The 16,471-nt window shown below is 48.2% G+C and carries 17 protein-coding genes; 11 read left to right on the plus strand and 6 right to left on the minus strand.

Translation table 11 applies throughout. The annotated features are described in order from the left end of the window. Window positions 1-10: 10 nt before the first annotated feature. The 4 genes from NQX30_01325 to NQX30_01340 all read right to left on the minus strand — a co-directional run bounded on the left by NQX30_01325 (window position 11) and on the right by NQX30_01340 (window position 2,257). Window positions 11-574 carry a hypothetical protein gene (locus NQX30_01325; GenBank protein ID MDM5147028.1) on the minus strand — a complete coding sequence of 188 codons (564 nt, stop codon included), beginning with the start codon at window positions 572-574 and terminating at the stop codon, window positions 11-13. Between the two features lie 181 nt (window positions 575-755). Further along, window positions 756-977, minus strand: a complete 222-nt coding sequence (locus NQX30_01330; GenBank protein ID MDM5147029.1) for a hypothetical protein — start codon at window positions 975-977, stop codon at window positions 756-758. 156 nt (window positions 978-1,133) lie between these two features. Next, window positions 1,134-1,655, minus strand: a complete 522-nt coding sequence (locus NQX30_01335) for an adenine phosphoribosyltransferase (protein ID MDM5147030.1) — start codon at window positions 1,653-1,655, stop codon at window positions 1,134-1,136. Beyond that, entirely contained in the window at window positions 1,652-2,257 is a 606-nt protein-coding gene (locus NQX30_01340; GenBank protein MDM5147031.1) for a nitroreductase family protein, read from the minus strand. Before NQX30_01340 ends, NQX30_01335 begins: the two co-directional genes overlap by 4 nt. A gap of 123 nt (window positions 2,258-2,380) precedes the next feature. Here NQX30_01340 and NQX30_01345 point away from each other — a divergent pair, with 123 nt between their 5' ends. From NQX30_01345 to dapF, 11 genes are all read left to right on the plus strand, one after another. Continuing rightward, a complete protein-coding gene (locus NQX30_01345; GenBank protein MDM5147032.1) occupies window positions 2,381-2,551 on the plus strand; it encodes a hypothetical protein in 171 nt (56 codons plus the stop codon). Beyond that, a complete protein-coding gene (pdxH, locus tag NQX30_01350; GenBank protein MDM5147033.1) occupies window positions 2,538-3,194 on the plus strand; it encodes a pyridoxamine 5'-phosphate oxidase in 657 nt (218 codons plus the stop codon). The genes NQX30_01345 and pdxH overlap by 14 nt, the downstream gene beginning before the upstream one ends. Next, window positions 3,191-3,721 (plus strand): shikimate kinase, encoded by a 531-nt coding sequence (locus tag NQX30_01355; protein ID MDM5147034.1) that lies wholly within the window; start codon window positions 3,191-3,193, stop codon window positions 3,719-3,721. The genes pdxH and NQX30_01355 overlap by 4 nt, the downstream gene beginning before the upstream one ends. Before the next feature lie 77 nt (window positions 3,722-3,798). After that, window positions 3,799-4,872 (plus strand): 3-dehydroquinate synthase, encoded by a 1,074-nt coding sequence (gene aroB / locus NQX30_01360; GenBank protein MDM5147035.1) that lies wholly within the window; start codon window positions 3,799-3,801, stop codon window positions 4,870-4,872. After that, window positions 4,869-5,855 (plus strand): porphobilinogen synthase, encoded by a 987-nt coding sequence (hemB, locus tag NQX30_01365; GenBank protein MDM5147036.1) that lies wholly within the window; start codon window positions 4,869-4,871, stop codon window positions 5,853-5,855. The genes aroB and hemB overlap by 4 nt, the downstream gene beginning before the upstream one ends. A gap of 168 nt (window positions 5,856-6,023) precedes the next feature. Beyond that, window positions 6,024-8,054 carry a DUF2723 domain-containing protein gene (locus NQX30_01370; GenBank protein ID MDM5147037.1) on the plus strand — a complete coding sequence of 677 codons (2,031 nt, stop codon included), beginning with the start codon at window positions 6,024-6,026 and terminating at the stop codon, window positions 8,052-8,054. Between the two features lie 156 nt (window positions 8,055-8,210). Further along, on the plus strand, window positions 8,211-9,980 hold the full coding sequence (gene uvrC / locus NQX30_01375) for an excinuclease ABC subunit UvrC (GenBank protein ID MDM5147038.1): 1,770 nt from the start codon (window positions 8,211-8,213) through the stop codon (window positions 9,978-9,980). 3 nt (window positions 9,981-9,983) lie between these two features. After that, window positions 9,984-10,532 carry a CDP-diacylglycerol--glycerol-3-phosphate 3-phosphatidyltransferase gene (gene pgsA / locus NQX30_01380; GenBank protein MDM5147039.1) on the plus strand — a complete coding sequence of 183 codons (549 nt, stop codon included), beginning with the start codon at window positions 9,984-9,986 and terminating at the stop codon, window positions 10,530-10,532. Beyond that, the gene (locus NQX30_01385) at window positions 10,533-12,818 is read left to right on the plus strand and encodes a PBP1A family penicillin-binding protein (GenBank protein MDM5147040.1); all 2,286 of its coding nucleotides are present in this window, start codon (window positions 10,533-10,535) and stop codon (window positions 12,816-12,818) included. Continuing rightward, window positions 12,818-13,702, plus strand: a complete 885-nt coding sequence (locus NQX30_01390) for a hypothetical protein (protein MDM5147041.1) — start codon at window positions 12,818-12,820, stop codon at window positions 13,700-13,702. The genes NQX30_01385 and NQX30_01390 overlap by 1 nt, the downstream gene beginning before the upstream one ends. After that, the gene (gene dapF, locus NQX30_01395; GenBank protein ID MDM5147042.1) at window positions 13,695-14,552 is read left to right on the plus strand and encodes a diaminopimelate epimerase; all 858 of its coding nucleotides are present in this window, start codon (window positions 13,695-13,697) and stop codon (window positions 14,550-14,552) included. The genes NQX30_01390 and dapF overlap by 8 nt, the downstream gene beginning before the upstream one ends. Before the next feature lie 73 nt (window positions 14,553-14,625). On the opposite strand, the gene fghA is transcribed toward dapF, so the two are convergent. Together fghA and NQX30_01405 are read right to left on the minus strand one after the other, a co-directional pair. Then, complete coding sequence (fghA, locus tag NQX30_01400; GenBank protein ID MDM5147043.1) at window positions 14,626-15,465, minus strand: S-formylglutathione hydrolase; 840 nt, start codon at window positions 15,463-15,465, stop codon at window positions 14,626-14,628. An 82-nt stretch (window positions 15,466-15,547) separates the two neighbouring features. Next, the gene (locus NQX30_01405; GenBank protein ID MDM5147044.1) at window positions 15,548-16,138 is read right to left on the minus strand and encodes a LemA family protein; all 591 of its coding nucleotides are present in this window, start codon (window positions 16,136-16,138) and stop codon (window positions 15,548-15,550) included. Window positions 16,139-16,471 lie beyond the last annotated feature (333 nt).

Raw genomic sequence — 16,471 nt, forward strand, 5'->3', positions numbered from 1 at the left:
TCTGCGCTATTTAATAATGGATTGTCGCCAAAACCGAAAAACCCACAGCGTACATCAGAAATATTTTCCAACATTGCAATATGTTTTTTCGCTCGAGCGCATTAGAGCCAATAAAAAACACGTCATAATTATGTTGTTTGGCGGCAAATGCGCGCCCAGTTTCAATGCTTGAGTCAACAATGTTTGGCAGATAATATAGTGGTGGCGATTGTGTGACGGCAATCAGAGGACTGTAGTATTCTGGTGCCATAGTGGCAAAAAAGGCGTCTAAGTACGGTTGCTTTGCGCGTAAGTGTGGCAGTTTATGTTTGGGAAACAGATCCACCCACCATTGTGCAATTTTGCATGTTGGCAGGCAGTCTTTTAACGCGGCTAGCGTAGTTGGCATTAGTAATTCACAATGACCCAACAGGATTAAATCGGGATTAAACTGCCGCGCCACCGCCAGTAAATAATCATTCATTCTTTGCGTGCCTAGTTTTTTACCAAACCCTAAAGGTGCTAGATGGTGCGCCGTATCACGATAGCTGAAGTCCCACACACAGTGTCCGTTGCGAATTAATCCGTTGGTCATTTTTCTGTCCGTTGTATAGTAGCGTCCGATATGGTTGGAGGACTTGCGCTTAGACAGAAACCAAGAAAAATTAGCAATATGTAAAATTCGTATTGTTTGATGTTATTTTACTTGCTGCAATAAACAATGACTAACCTGCCAGATGCGGTTAGCACGCCCTCAACAGTGAGTAAGCAGACTTTCAATGGTTGCTATGCTTTCGTACTACCAACGACGTTAGTAATTCGCCCAAGCCGTGATTAGGAGTGCAGTCGCTTCCGCAGGCTTTTAGCGAATCGGCGTGGCGCAGATAGCGGTCGTTCGCCTCCTCTGTCATAGGAACTTGCATTTCTTCAAATGATACCGCAGCAGCAAAATCATCATAGTTAATTGTGTTGGGCAGCGCCACGTTGTTTATTTTCATCCATTGTCGCAGGGGAGTATTTTGTTGCGCAATTGCGCAGTTGGCTAGTGAAAAAGCGCGCCTACAGCTAGGGCTTTTTTAATATTTTCATAAAATATATACTCACTCTCCTTTACTTCTTAAGATAATATTTGAGGCGATAGTTGACAAAGATTGTTAATAGCTTAACAGGGCGTCAAATGTCCGCTCCTTTAATTTGGCGCGCCCCTCCAGTTCAGATAATTCTATTAGGCAGGCAATCTGTACTATTTCTGCGTTTGCTTCTTCTAGTAATTCGCATGCTGCTGCCAGAGTGCCACCGGTTGCTAATAAATCATCAACCAAAAATATTTGTGCTCCTGTCGGCAAATCATCTTTTTGCATTTGCAGGGTGCCATTGCCGTATTCTAGTGCGTAATTCACTGCTCGGGTTTCGCCCGGCAATTTTCCCGGTTTGCGAATTAATACCAGTGGCACATTCAACATGTCGGCCAGCGGCGCGCCAAATAAAAAACCACGTGCTTCCACTGCCACTACCGCATCTAGGTGCGCTGGCGCCAGAGTTGCCAATGCTGCTACCACTTTGCGGCGGGCGCTTGCATCGCGCAACAGTGGCGTGATATCCCGAAACAAAATGCCAGGATGAGGAAAGTCTGGCACATCGCGGATGAACTTTTTTAAATAATCTGAATGGCTCACATTACTTTAACTGGGACGCTCCAAGCGCCGTCAAAAAAATTATCTACCAGTGCTTGACGCTGGCGCGGTGTCTCTTCACGTGCCCGCATGTCGTCATCTTTTAGTGTTGCCGCTTCTGCCTGTTTACCAACGGCAATGAATGACAGACAAGCACAATTTTGTGGCACGGCAAAGGCAGCACGTGCCGCTTCGGCGTCAAAACCTCCCATTTGATGGGCGCGCAATCCTTGATTTTCAGCTTCTAGGACCAGACACATTGCTGCCGCGCCAGTATCGTAGGCGTGAAATGTATTGCTCTTACCATTGTGCGCAAAAGCAGTATCGGCGCAAACCAAAATAAGTGCTGCTGCTTGTTGTGCCCATGTTTGATTGTCAGGAACCAGACAATCCAGCGCTTTTTGCCACGCAGCAGGGTTACGCTCTTTGTCGCACAATACAAAGCGCCACGGTTCTGCGCCAAAACACGAAGGAGCCCAGCGTGCTGCTTCCATAAGTGCTTGTAGCGTCTCGGAGGCAACTGGGGACGAACTAAAAGCGCGTGGACTCCAGCGGCTGGCTAGTAACGGATGAATGGGTTCGGAAGTTTGTGCGGGTTTGTGCATTGAGCAGTTCCTGTTTTTTGTAAAGGTTAGACAGTTTAACACTGGTATGGTGCGTGTTATTATGAAAATATGAAAAAGGTAATTTTTCGAACAATTTTATTGATATGTTCAATCTTGTGTTGTGTGATAGCCTCGTCAGCAACAGTCGATGAAAAAAATGGATTTAATATCGGTAGTGCGCTGGTGCTGGCGGATGAGATTTTAATGGGCAGCACGCTGCGTGAAGGCATTCCGGCAATTAATTTGTTAAACAACTGTGTCGCTATAATTACTTTCTATTATGAGCGACGGTAATTACATTCGGGCGGCGACAGTTAAAAGCGATGATGCCGTTTTTGACGCTATGCGTTGGCGTTCGCCAATGGCGATTTTTGCTGACTGGTTAGTCGCTGCCGAACATACTGGTATGGAATATCCTAATGCTATGACGTTAGCGACTGTGGACAGCACCGGCATGCCACAGGCACGTATTGTGCTGCTTAAAACATTTGCTGCCGGTGATGAAGTATTTAAGTTTTTTACCCATCGTGACGGACGCAAGGGTAAGGCGCTACAGACGTGTCCCAAGGCAGCTCTTACGTTTTACTGGCCACCGTTGTCGCGTCAAGTGTTGGTGGAAGGCGTTGTGCACGAATTGCCACGTGAGGAAACCGCTGTTTATTATCACACTCGCCCAAGACAAAGCCGTATTGGTGCTTGGGCCAGTCGTCAATCACAACCGGTAGAGTCTTATGCCGTATTCCGCGCTCAAGTGGCGGCAGAAGAGAAAAAATACGCCAATAAAAAACCGCCATTACCGCCGCACTGGACTGGATTCATGCTTGTGCCATTGCGATTGGAATTCTGGCAAGATGGTCACTGTCGCCTGCATCAGCGGTTGGTTTTTGAGCGCGCGTCATCGGCGCAGCCGTGGCAAAGTATGTTTTTACAACCATGAATGGGCATATTATATTAATTGGCATGACCGGCAGCGGTAAAACGACGGTAGGGAAAGCACTTGCACTGCTTTTGCAAAGGAAGTTTATGGATATTGATGCGGATATTGAGCGGCGGGAACAGTTGTCTATATCCGATATTTTTTCTCAACAAGGAGAAACCGCTTTTCGTGCGATAGAAACAGCGACGTTAAAGGAAACGCTGACAATAAAGGACTGGCGGGTGATTGCGACCGGTGGCGGTACGGTGTTGTCTGATACTAATGGCTCGCAGATGCGAAAAGTAGGCTGGGTGGTATATCTGCAAACTCCGTTGCCTTTACTGGAAGCACGGCTTACCGCTGATAAAGGAAAGCGACCATTGTTAGACAGTGAGGATTTGTCGGCAACATTGGCCAATATGTTGCAGCGACGGGAAATTTTTTATCAACGTCTGGCGCATCTGGCAGTAGCACAGGCGGCGGATGATACGCCGCAGCAAATTGCCGAAAAGATACATGTTGGCTTGCGATACGTAACGCATGATTGACAGAACTTTATTAAAATCAAACGCCATTTAAATACTTAAATCAGAATATTACTTTCACTCATATCTATAATAACGACATGACTTATACGCGTATAGATGTGTCGCTAGCAAAAGGGGCGTATCCGGTTTTTTGTGGCAGTGGGTTGTTGGCGCGGGGAGATATCTGGAAGCCTTTTGTTGGCACTGGTCAAGTCGCAGTGATAAGTAACAACAGGGTGTTGTCGCTACACGGTGATGGGATGACGCAACAAGTGAAGGCAAAGACGGTCATTTTGCCGGATGGTGAGGAACATAAAAATTTCAAAACATTAGAAATTGCGCTGGACGAATTGGCTGCTATGGAGATGCGTCGCGATGGAACGGTTATCGCTTTGGGTGGCGGTGTTATCGGCGATACGGCTGGCTTTGCGGCGGCATCTTATATGCGCGGTGTAAGGCTACTGCATATGCCGACGACCTTGCTGGCACAAGTTGACGCAGCTATCGGTGGCAAAACTGGCGTTAACCGTCCGCACGGTAAAAATATGGTTGGTGCTTTTTATCAGCCTGTTGCGGTGGTTTGTGACACTAGTACGCTGGCGACGTTGCCGTCGCGTGAATATGTGGCGGGGTTGGCTGAAATCGTGAAATATGCTTTGCTTGGTGACGCGCCCTTTTTTGTGTGGTTGGAAGATAACGTTGTAGCACTATTAGCTCAGGAGCCGACTGCTGTGCGTCACGTGGTGGAGACATCGGTGCGTGCTAAGGCGGTGATTGTTGCCGCTGATGAGCATGAGATTGGTGATTTGCGGGTATTGTTGAATTTGGGGCACACATTTGCTCACGGTATAGAAAACGTCGCTGGTTATGGGGCTTGGCTGCACGGTGAGGCGGTGGCGGTTGGCATGGTTGCGGCGGCGCGGCTTTCCGAAAAAATGTGTGGGTTTGTTGCTGCCGATACTGCCCGTATCATTGCTTTGTTACGGCGTCTGCAACTGCCGTATGCATTTCCCAATATTGACACCGACACGTTATTGTGTGCCATGCGGGCGGATAAAAAACATGCTGCTAACAAATTGCATTTTGTGGTCATGGAAGCAGTGGGACGGGCACGGACGATAGAAATTGACGATGAAACGCCGGTGCGCCAGACTATAGAGGAAATGCGATGAGTTATCCGCGTACCCGTATGCGCCGTATGCGTAGCGATGATTGGATGCGGCGTTTGACGGCAGAAAACACCTTGTCGGTAAGCGATCTCATCTGGCCATTGTTTGTTCACGATGGCTGTGGCGAAGAGGCAGTAGCGTCTATGCCCGGCGTGGCGCGGTTAGATAGTGATGGTTTGTGGCGTGCTGCCGAGCAGGCGTTGTCATTAAACATTCCAGCGGTAGCACTGTTTCCGGTTATTTCGGAGGAGAAAAAAACATCTGATGGTGCCGAAGCGTGGAATGAGAAAGGATTGATTCCACGCGTTGTGAGTGGATTAAAATCGCGTTTCCCGGAGTTAGGAGTGATTGTCGATGTGGCATTAGACCCGTACACCTCGCATGGACAAGACGGCGTTATCAACGACGCGGGTATGGTGCTTAACGATGAAACCGTTTCCTTATTGCGACGACAAGCACTCACTCAAGCGGCCGCCGGCGCCGATATTGTGGCGCCATCGGATATGATGGACGGACGCATTGGTGTATTGCGGGACGCTTTGGAAGCGGAAGGTTTTTCCAATGTCAAAATATTATCCTATGCGGCCAAATATGCTTCGGCATTTTATGGACCGTTTCGGGATGCCGTAGGTTCGGCAGGAACGTTGGGCAAGGCAGATAAGCAAACTTATCAAATGAGTGTCGCCAACCGTCGTGAAGCGTTGGCAGAAATGCGGCTGGATCTGGAGGAAGGGGCGGACATGTTGATGGTCAAACCCGGCATGCCATATTTAGACGTGGTACGGGAGGCAGCGTACGTTTTTGATGCGCCAATTTTTGTTTATCAGGTGTCAGGGGAATATGCAATGTTGTGTGCTGCCGCAGCTAACGGCTGGATAAATGCCGATTTATGTATGGTGGAGTCATTATTAGCTTTCAAACGTGCTGGGGCGTGCGGGATTTTGACTTATTTTGCGCCGCAGGCAGCGGCACTGCTCAACCAATAACACATGCAACTTATAAACGATAGCGGGTTTGGTCTTTTTCATTTTTGATTGTAGCCGCATTTCAAAAAATGCCGTTTTTATGAAAATGAATCTCGCCTTTTATTATTTAAAAGAACAAACCTCGTAACACAAATTATTATAGACATTTCACTCGGAAAAATTAGTTTTATGAAACGGAAATTGCATTACTTTTCGTGGCGACAGGAGTGGCCTGTAGGCGCTTGCATTATTGTTATGCTGCTGACAGTGTATTGGCATTCCATGCCGCCGAGTGTGACATTTGAAGACACTGGAATAATTTCTGCAGTGTGCTACAACGCCGGTATTCAGCATCAACCGGGCTACCCGCTATACACGCTACTGTGTATTCCGGTAGCGAGGTTGGCAGATATTCTGCCCATCAATCCGGCTCAGGCAACCGCGCTGTTTTCTGCGGCTACTGCCGCTATCGCAGCGGCACTGTTTTATGAAATTGCAAGCCGTTTGTTTGCCTTCCGTCTGTTGGCAACGGCGTCGGCGTTGACGTTGGGATTGGGCGCGCGATTTTGGTCACAAGCAATTATTCCCGAAGTGTATACGCTCAACGTCTTGTTGGTAGCGTTGACTTTATTATTGTTACTGCGATTATTGCGTGCGCCACAGCGAATTCATATTTTTTTATGGCTGTGTTTTGTTGGCGGGTTGGGTTTGGCTAATCACTGGCCACTATATGTGGCTAATGCGCCGGCTTTTATTTTGCTGTTTTTTGCTGGCGGTTGGCGCGGACTAAAGAATAAGCCGTTTGTCTGGACAGCCGGGGCAGGCGCGTTGGTGTTAGGGCTTGCACCCTACTTGTATTTAATTGTGCGTCCGCATATAGAGCCGCCACCGTTGTCTATTTTTACAGGTCTGGAAGACTGGACGCATATTGTTGATTATGTTGCTCGTGCAGCTTATAAAAAAGAGGAAGTGCCTAATATTGAGCATTGTGTTGACAGCACTCTGTGGGGAGGTCAGTTATTGATATGGGAATATGCTTCGTTAGGAGCACTGGCGGCAGTGTTTGGGGTTTGGCGATTTTGTCGCCGCCGCCCCGTAATGTGGACTGTTGCCATGCTTTGGGGTTTGGTAGCTACTGCTCCATTGCTTGGCGTTGTGTTGTGCGGTGATAGTGAAGGTGGTGTTGCACGTACCGTTTTTGCCGCGTATCCGCTACCAGCAATGTTATTTTTGATGATTTTTGTCGCTGCCGGATTGTCTGTTTTGCCCAAGCCATTGGGAAGCGTGGTGGCTTTTTTGTTGATGGCAGTAGTGGGAGTTGTTAATTGGTCAACTAATGATCGCAGCAGTGATACGTTGGCAGAAAATTATTCAATAGCAATAATGAAAGCACTGCCACAAAATGCGGCAATATATTGCGGTCGAGATTCTGGCTTTCCGTTAATTTACCGCCATTATGCATTGGGAGAGCGCCCTGATATTAAGTTTGTCCGTTCCGAAAATAATTTATTGGCACTAACAGGAAAACGGCGCCTATTTTATATTGCCGCACCTTTTGACAATTACGCTCGTCACGATTGGGGTATCATGGGAGAATTGTTACCAACACAAGCCGATGGCAAAGTAGAAGCGTATATTGCTCCTGCATTAATAGATTTTTATGCTACCTTGCCGACAATTTATAATGATTTTGATGAAGATACTCGGCAGTGGGACAAAATTTTTATGCGTACGGCATTGTTTGATGTGTCCCGTATGCTGGCTACTGCTGCTCACCGACAAACATTGGCACTTTCCGCTCAAGCAGTGCGTGAGGTGGTTAGGCAAACGCCGGAAGGATTGTTTGGCGAGCTGATGGCTCGAACATTAGGATGGGCAAATCCTGTAAAACATGTGGAAATACGAGAATATTTGACTGTTCTGCGCAATATTTCGGACGATTTTTTGCCTGCGTGGCGTGGACAGTTATCGCATATGGAAGCGATATTGTATATCGGCGCTGGTCAATGGCAGGCTGCTTACCAAAAATTAGAAGAGTCTGTTGACATTGATCCATCACCCGGAAATCTGGCTGCAATAGATTTATTGCAGTTGTTAGCGCGTGATAAAAAATGGGAACAATATCGGCAACTCCGGCAACGGTTTGCTACATTTGACAATATTTCTTTACCTCCGTTGGATGCTGCTTGCGCTGTCGCTTTGAAAAAATTGTGCCGCTAGCGTCATTTTATTTTGAGGTAGATAAATTAGTCGGATAAAGCACTGATCTGATTTTATAAAAAGGTAAAATTTTTCTGAATATTATTGATTTTGTCTGCCGCAAAATGCGTGCAATAGCTGGCGGTGTTTCACGAGTGAGCGTACAATTGAAAAACGATGGGAACATTCAATCATAAAGCGGTAATAACACAAATTCCTCCACTACCCGGAGTGTACCGTTTTGTTGATAGCGGAGGCGCTCCATTGTATGTGGGTAAGGCAGCAAACCTCAAAAAACGTGTTACCTCTTATTTTCAAAAGACGCGCCTTTCTCCGCGTATCCGACTGATGCTGACTGTTGTGCACAATGTAGAGGTTACCGTTACCGCCTCCGACAACGCTGCATTGTTATTAGAAAATAATCTTATTAAGTCGCTAAAACCTAAATACAATATTTTGTTTAGGGACGATAAAAGCTACCCGTTTTTGCGATTAACGCGGCAACCATACGCTCAGGTGCTTCACTATCGTGGTGTGGCAGGTGATGATGATTGTTTTGGTCCTTTTCCCGATTCTGATGCGGTGCGCAAAACTATTGACATGATTCAGCGACTGTTTCGGTTACGTACTTGCGCCGATACGGTTTTTGCCAATCGCACTCGTCCCTGTTTGTTGTACGGCATTGGTCGCTGCAGTGCGCCGTGTGTTAATCGCATTACACCGGCGCATTATGCATCGGATGTCGCCAGTGCGCGGGCGCTTTTGACTGGTGACAGTCGTACGGTTGAGCGTGATTTACGCACGCGAATGGAAAAAGCTGCTGAAGAAGAAGACTTTGAGCGTGCTGCTGTGTTGCGTGATCGCTTGCGGGCATTGGCGGTGCTGCGTGAGCGGCACTTTGTGGATGATCGTAAAACGCCGAATGCCGATTATGTGGGAGCTTGTTGCGACGAGCACGGTGCTTGTGTGAATGTGGTCATGGTACGTGGTGGGCGGCGTGTTGGCGAGCGGCGTTTTTTTCCTGTTCATGCTGCCGGCGCGACGGAAAGCGAAGTGTTAGCAGCTTTTATTGCACAACACTACGGTAGCACGTCGCCGCCAAAAATTGTGCTTAGCCATCGTCCGACATCCTTACCATTGCCGCTGGCGAGTGCCGTTATTCGCTCGCCGCGGGGCGAATCCAAAATGCGAGCGCAACAAGCTGCCACCAACGCTCGACTGGCGTTGGCGCTACAACGTTCGCACCAGTTGGCGGCGGCGGACAAAATGCAGGCGCTGGCAGACAGATTAACATTGGCAAAGGTGCCACGGCGCATAGAATGTTTTGATATTAGTCACAGTATGGGAGAAGAACCGGTAGCTTCACGCGTGGTGTTTGTAGATGGTGCAGCACAAACGGCAGAATATCGCCGTTACAAAATTGCTGCCGCGGGCGGTGACGATTGTGCTGCCATGCACGAAGCGGTAAGACGTTGTTACCGTCGCGCTGTAAGTGAAAATGCAGTACTGCCTGATTTGTTAATTATTGATGGCGGAGTGGGACAGGTACGGGCGGCACAAGCGGCGCTACAAGAGGTGCCGACGACGATTTTTTTGCTGGGCGTGGCCAAGGGAGCGGCACGCAAGGCAGGTGAAGAAACATTAATTATGGCGGACGGTGAAGTCATGCAATTGCCCCCTGATGATCCAGCACTACATTTATTGCAGGCGGTACGCGATGAGGCGCATCGTTTTGCCGTAGATGGCCACCGGAAGCGGCGCGATAAAAAGCGACGCGTTTCTACTTTGGAAGATATTGAGGGCGTTGGGCCGCAGTTGCGGCGCAGATTGTTGCAGCATTTTGGTGGATTACGCGGACTTAAAGCTGCGGGTGAAGGAGAATTGATTAAAATTGAGGGTGTGGGCGTACAAATGGCCCGCCGCATCTATCATTTTTTTCATGAATAACCAGTGACTTTTTCCATTCCTAATCTTCTGTCATTATTTCGGCTGGCAACAGCGCCGTTGTTGGCGCTCGTTTTTTTGGTGCCGGAAAATCAAAATATAGCCAACATTGCCGCTACGGCATTATTTTTACTCGCCGCGTCTACCGATTTTTGGGATGGTTTTATTGCCCGTCGTATAAATCAAAGCACGTCACTGGGCGCGTTATTAGATTTGTTAGCAGATAAATTATTAATTGTTACTGCGCTGTTATTGCTTTTGGATGCTGAACGGGCACCGGTAGGTGCTTGTATATTTATTGTCGGGCGCGAATTGTTGATGTCAGCATTGCGTGAATGGGTGGCGCAAAATGGTAAAAGCTCAACAGTACGTGTAATCGCTGTTGGTAAATGGAAGACAGGGCTACAAATGACAGCAGTGCCATTTTTATTTTATGCGGGTGATTTGTGGGCGCTCAATACGCTGGCGGTAGGCGTATGGTTGCTGTGGGCTGCAGCGGCACTTTCGGTATGGTCTATGCTGTCGTATTGCTTGGCGCTGTGGAGAAATGAATAAATGATTGGATTATTAAAATTTTTATTTTGGAGCGTAATGTTTGGCGTAATCAATATTATTTTTTTCTCGGTTGTGGGGCTGTCGGTGCTGTATCAAAAATTACCGTCGCTGGATGTGTTAATTGATTACCGCCCACGTTTACCGATGCGTATTTACAGTGCCGAAGGCGATATCATAGGTGAATTTGGCGAGGAAAAACGCGCCTATCGCACTTATCAAGATTTTCCGCAGCAGCTGGTGGGTGCCTTGTTGGCTACCGAAGATGTGCGTTTTTTTGAGCATGTGGGATTGGATTTTGTCGGTATCGGGCGGGCAGCTCTGGGCTGGTTGGAAGGCCGGCGCGAAGGTGCTAGTACCATTACTATGCAAGTAGCGCGCAATTTTTATCTTGCTCGTGACCGCACTTTGGTGCGCAAAATTACTGAGGCAATGTTAGCGCTGGAAATTGAGCGGCACTTTACTAAGCAGCAGATATTAGAGCGTTATATGAATCAAATTTATCTAGGGCAAGGTAGTTTTGGTTTTGGCTCTGCAGCGCGCATTTATTTTGACAAAGATTTGGATGAATTAACAACTGGTGAAATCGCCTTACTTGCCGGTTTGCCAAAAGCGCCTAGCCGCTATAACCCGAGGCGTCATCGTACTCGTGCGCAAACTCGTCAGGCGCATGTGTTGGGGCGTATGCTGGCGAGCGACGTTATCAGCGCCGAAGAGCATGAAGAATTGATTCTTGCCGGGCTACCGTCTTTGCGCAGCCCGGCGCGGCAGGTTGCCGGAGATAACGCGTACGCTGCGGAAGAGGTGCGGCGGCTGATGTTTGAACATTTTGGTGATGAAGCTTATGAGCGCGGTCTTAATATTTACACGACCATCCAGTCACGCCTTCAAAGTGCCGCAGCTCAGGCTGTGCGTAAAGGTTTGCTGACGCATCAGGCGCGCCGCCGATACGCGGGGCCGGAGAAGTTTTTTGACATTAGCGGATTGCCACAAAATAAAATTGCCGCACTGCTAAACGATGAAGCCGTGTACGGCGGGTTACAGCCAGCAGTGGTGCTGGCTGCCGATAAAAAATCGCTAACGTTACTCGGAAAAGACGGTGAGCGCTATGTGGTGAATGGGAAAAATTTGGGTGCAGCGCGACGTTATCTGCCCGGCGGTAGCAAAAAACCAACGCTGGCTTCGGGTGCGATGTTGCGGTTGGTTGGTGGCGGTGAAGAAGTGCAAGTAGCGTCTTTGCCGGGGGCCGAGGCGGCGCTAGTTGCCCTTTCACCCGAAGACGGTGCCATATTGGCTATGGCTGGTGGGTTTGACTTTAACCACAGCCAATTCAATCACGTTACTCAGGCACGGCGGCAACCGGGTTCGGCAATTAAGCCATTTATCTATTCTGCAGCGTTGGAAAAAGGTTTTACTCCTGCCAGTGAACTACCGGATACGCCAATTTATCTATCTGCTAAAGAAACGGGTAGTGGTAATTCTTGGGAACCAAAAAATTATGACGGTGTCGCTAGCGGACCGATTTTATTGCGACGAGCACTGGCTAAATCCAAAAATCTTGCGACTGTGCATTTACTCAAATTTATTGGCACCGAATATGCGCAAGATTATCTGTTGCGCTTTGGCTTTCGCAAAGAGGACCATCCCGCTTATCTCACCATGGGGTTGGGTGCCGGTGCCTCCACGCCGTTAGAAATGGCGTGTGGTTATGCATCTTTTACTAACGGCGGCTATCGTGTTAACGGCTATCTCATTACCCGCGTGGAAGATTATGACGGTAATCTCATTGTTAATGAACTGGATTTTGAATCACGGAAGCGCATTATTGACCCGCGTAATGCTTTTATCATGACATCGCTATTACAGAGTGTTGTGCGTGAAGGAACCGGTAGGCAGGTATTGAGTACAGTCAACCGCCGCGATGTTGGCGGTAAAACTGGCACTACCAATGACACCGTTGATGCTTGGTTTGCCGGTTTTGGAGGCAATATTGTCGCTGTGTCATGGATTGGCTATGACCAAGTGCGATCATTGGGCACAAAAGAAACAGGTTCGCGTGCAGCGTTGCCCATTTGGACATCTTTTATGGTCGAAGCACTTGCCAACACGCCAGAAGTAGAATATTTACCGCCGGCGGGTATTGTTACTGCTGATATCAATCCTGACAGCGGGCAATTATTATCGGTGGACGAAACCACTGAGGCGCGGCGTGAATATTTTTATCAAGAATATTTGCCCGCTATTGGTGCACCGCCCGCAGCGCTAGAAGAAGAGCAGGAATTATTTTAATGACCATTCCGATGTCGTTGCTGCCGCTAGCTTTGCTAGGACGGCTACCGTTGTGCTGTCGTCGTTTGTTGGGAAAAATACTGGGCGATTTAGCGCGCATTTTTGTCGGTCGCCAGCGAATTGCGCAGCGCAATTTGGAGCTGGCTTTTCCAGAGTTGACGCCACGGGCGCGGCGGGATATTTTGCGCCAGCATTTTCGGTTGCTGGGGGCGACGTTGCTGGATGAATGTGCGTTGTTGACTATGTCCAAAGAACGGTTGCGGCAGTTTGTCACGATCGCGCAAGAAGGTGAGTTGAGTCAGTCGTCATCGTTGATATTGGTGGCACCGCATTTTGTCGGCGTGAGTGTGGGTGGTGTCCGCATATCAGCGACAGTGCCGGAGGGGGCATCGCTACCGCGCTATTTATTTCATCACAGACCTATGCATAGCCAGTTTTGGGACATTTTTTATCAACGGTTGCGCGGACGTTGGCAGGCGGCTGGGGTGGCGGCAACGCAGACCAACGCTATGTGGTTGTGTGCGCGCCATTTGCAGAAAGAAGGTTGTCTTTTTTATCTGCCCGATACCGACCCCAAGACACGGAAAAGTACAGTATTTGTGCCCTTTTTGGGTGTGGCGCAAACGGCCACGACTACCGTCATTGGCCGGCTGGCAGCACTTACTGGCTCCCGCGTGGCACTTTGTGTGGCGACAATGACGCCGCAAGGTTACGAAGTGCGTTTGGAGCCGGTGGAAGATTTTCTCATAGCAAATGCCACTGCTAATGCTACTCGCATTAACCAACTTATTGAAAGGCATGTACGCGCGCAGCCGGCACAGTATTATTGGCTACATCGCCGATTTAAAACCCATCCAGTTGGTGAGAGGCACCGGTATGACTGAAGCTGTGCTGCCCTTTTCTAAAATGCATGGCGGTGGCAATGATTTTGTCATTGTTAATGCCGTGCATCGATTGCTACCGGCATTGGATTTTCGTCACCTTGCCGCTCGTCGAGATGGTGTGGGATGCGATCAAATTTTGATTTTGCAAGCACCAAAAACGCCGGCGGCAGATTTTGAATATCGCATTATCAACGCCGACGGCGGTGAAGTTGGGCAATGCGGTAACGGTGCTCGTTGTGCTCATGTGTTTGCGCAGCGACAGGGGTTAACGGACAAAAAATGTTTGCGGCTGCAAACTAGCCACACGGTTATCACTACTACGGGCGTCGGTGATGGCATAGTGCGAGCCGAGCTTGCCGTGCCACAATTTGCGCCGGCGAATATTCCTCTACTGTGTGATAAGCAGAATGATACCTATACTGCTGATAACGTTATTGACGCTGGTCGTTTTGCAGCCCTGTCTTTGGGCAACCCGCACGCGGTGTTTTTTGTTTCTGATGAAACTGCTGCCGCAGTAAGGGAAATTGGATTTGCTTTTAATCGCGCTCATGAATTATTTCCGGTCGGTGTGAATGTTGGTTTTTGTCGTGTGATTGATGCGTGTACATTGGCGTTGCGCGTTTACGAGCGCGGTGTGGGCGAAACACCATCCTGCGGTAGCGGTGCCGTTGCTGCTGCGGTGGCGGCAATGCAGGCCGGTTTTGTGCACACTCCAGTGCAGGTGTGTATGCGCGGCGTTGAATTGCGTTGCGGCTGGGAGGGGGCATCGTCGCCGGCGTGGTTGGAAGGTCCTATTACGCACGTGTTTGATGGCGTTATTCCGTTGTCTAATGTCCAAGTTGAGGCCTAATAAGCAAACAAAATATTTAAAACGCTATCGGGTAGTTTGTTTGTTGTGTGGAGAATCCGTATATTTTCAATGTTTAACTGCGCAAAGCGGCGGCGTGATGAGCAATGTGTTCGCCAATAAAACTGGCAATAAAATAATAACTGTGATCGCATCCGGGCTGGGTACGCAAATCTAATGGCTGACCGTGTTTGTTGCACGCTGACTGCAACGCATCGGGGCGTAATTGACCATTGTGTAAAAACTCATCTGCTGTGCCTTGATCAATCAGTGGCGCTGGACAGCGATAACCGTCTTCAATTAGCGTTGTGGCGTCCCATTGTCGCCACGCGGCAGAGTCTTTGCCCAGATAGCCGCTCAGTGCTTTTTTCCCCCAAGCGCATTCTGTGGGATTGCATATCGGTGAAAAAGCGGAGACAGAACGGTACTGTCCTGGATTTTTAAGTGCAATAATGAGCGCGCCATGCCCGCCCATGGAATGACCGGAAATTCCCTGTTGTTCAATGTTTGCTGGAAAATGGTTGCTGACTACTTGAGGCAATTCGTTGCTTACATAAGAAAACATGCGGTAATTTTTGTCCCAAGGCGGAACAGTGGCGTCTACATAAAAACCAGCTCCCGTGCCAAAATCATAAGCGTCATTTTCACCATCGATATCAGCACCGCGTGGGCTAGTGTCTGGCGCTACCAATAGCAAGCCATGCTCGGCGGCATAACGTTGTGCACCAGCTTTGAATGTGAAATTTTCTTCGGTACAAGTTAGTCCGGATAGCCACCACAACACTGGCACAGAGGACTTTTTCGCCTGCGGGGGTGAGTACACAGAAAAGCGCATGGCGGTGCCGACGGTTTCAGATTGATGTTGGCAAATGCTCTGTACCCCACCAAAACACAAATTTTTGCTGACTGTTTCCATAAAGTGCCTTATTACATTTAATATTTAAAAGAATATATTATGAAAAAGTTTATTTATGCGCTAATCCAGTGCCTGATTTGGGTTAAAACGCCACCTTTGGCGCTTCTTCTAGCTTTTCTCTATCTGCAAATTCCAGCATATTGAGGTCTTGTTTGTGACCAAATATGCTGGCGAATATCAGCGGGGGAAAGCTTTGCCGGTAGGTGTTGTATGCCGTCACCGCGTCGTTATAGGCTTGGCGTGAAAAGGCCACTTTATTTTCGGTGGAGGTGAGTTCTTCAGACAGTTGCGTCATGTTGGCCGATGCTTTTAAATCGGGATAAGCTTCTACCGCAATTTGCATGCGTCCCAATGCGCCACCCAAGGCAGTTTCAGCAGCAGCCAGTGACTGCATTGAACTTGTGTCGGTCAAGTTACCTGCTAGTTTCCCTAACGTCCCGGCAGCATCGTTGCGGGCGGCAATAACTGCCTCTAAGGTTTCGCGCTCGTGTGACAAGTATCCCTTGGCGGTTTCCACCAGGTTGGGTATTAAATCGTAGCGGCGTTTGAGTTGTACATCAATTTGAGAAAAGGCGTTTTCGCCGCGATTTTTGTATTGAACCAAATTATTGTAGATGACAATGGCATAGATAACTACTACCGCTACAATACCTAAAAAAATATAAAATTCCATTTTATTCTCCGTTAAATTTAGGAAAATTATATAGAAAAGGCCTGAGAATATGCTAACTTGTATCCGCCGTTGCAGAAAATGTTATGCGAGGGGGGGATTTACATTTATTTAAGCACGTCGTTGACTTCTAATATTCATAAAAAATAGGAGACGACCAAGTTTTTTTATAAAAAAATCAAATAAGCTGTGTTAACTGCAAATAATCCGCTATAATCCGAATCTCTTTGCCCGCTAGGGCTTAGTGTTCCTTAACAATTTAGATGAACAACGGGTAAGGTCAGCATATTTTTTATCCTTGTGTTTTCGCGTTATATTTCATGCCAATTTGGCAGG

The organism is Candidatus Persebacteraceae bacterium Df01 (assembly GCA_030386295.1).
Classification (GTDB): domain Bacteria; phylum Pseudomonadota; class Gammaproteobacteria; order Tethybacterales; family Persebacteraceae; genus Doriopsillibacter; species Doriopsillibacter californiensis.

Bases quoted from the DNA above. Each gene is read 5' to 3' on its own strand.
- NQX30_01325 (MDM5147028.1), bottom strand. From the start codon at position 574: ATGACCAACGGATTAATTCGCAACGGACACTGTGTGTGGGACTTCAGC.
- NQX30_01330 (MDM5147029.1), bottom strand. From the start codon at position 977: ATGAAAATAAACAACGTGGCGCTGCCCAACACAATTAACTATGATGAT.
- NQX30_01340 (MDM5147031.1), bottom strand. From the start codon at position 2,257: ATGCACAAACCCGCACAAACTTCCGAACCCATTCATCCGTTACTAGCC.
- pdxH (MDM5147033.1), top strand. From the start codon at position 2,538: ATGAGCGACGGTAATTACATTCGGGCGGCGACAGTTAAAAGCGATGAT.
- NQX30_01355 (MDM5147034.1), top strand. From the start codon at position 3,191: ATGAATGGGCATATTATATTAATTGGCATGACCGGCAGCGGTAAAACG.
- aroB (MDM5147035.1), top strand. From the start codon at position 3,799: ATGACTTATACGCGTATAGATGTGTCGCTAGCAAAAGGGGCGTATCCG.
- hemB (MDM5147036.1), top strand. From the start codon at position 4,869: ATGAGTTATCCGCGTACCCGTATGCGCCGTATGCGTAGCGATGATTGG.
- NQX30_01370 (MDM5147037.1), top strand. From the start codon at position 6,024: ATGAAACGGAAATTGCATTACTTTTCGTGGCGACAGGAGTGGCCTGTA.
- uvrC (MDM5147038.1), top strand. From the start codon at position 8,211: ATGGGAACATTCAATCATAAAGCGGTAATAACACAAATTCCTCCACTA.
- NQX30_01385 (MDM5147040.1), top strand. From the start codon at position 10,533: ATGATTGGATTATTAAAATTTTTATTTTGGAGCGTAATGTTTGGCGTA.
- NQX30_01390 (MDM5147041.1), top strand. From the start codon at position 12,818: ATGACCATTCCGATGTCGTTGCTGCCGCTAGCTTTGCTAGGACGGCTA.
- dapF (MDM5147042.1), top strand. From the start codon at position 13,695: ATGACTGAAGCTGTGCTGCCCTTTTCTAAAATGCATGGCGGTGGCAAT.
- fghA (MDM5147043.1), bottom strand. From the start codon at position 15,465: ATGGAAACAGTCAGCAAAAATTTGTGTTTTGGTGGGGTACAGAGCATT.
- NQX30_01405 (MDM5147044.1), bottom strand. From the start codon at position 16,138: ATGGAATTTTATATTTTTTTAGGTATTGTAGCGGTAGTAGTTATCTAT.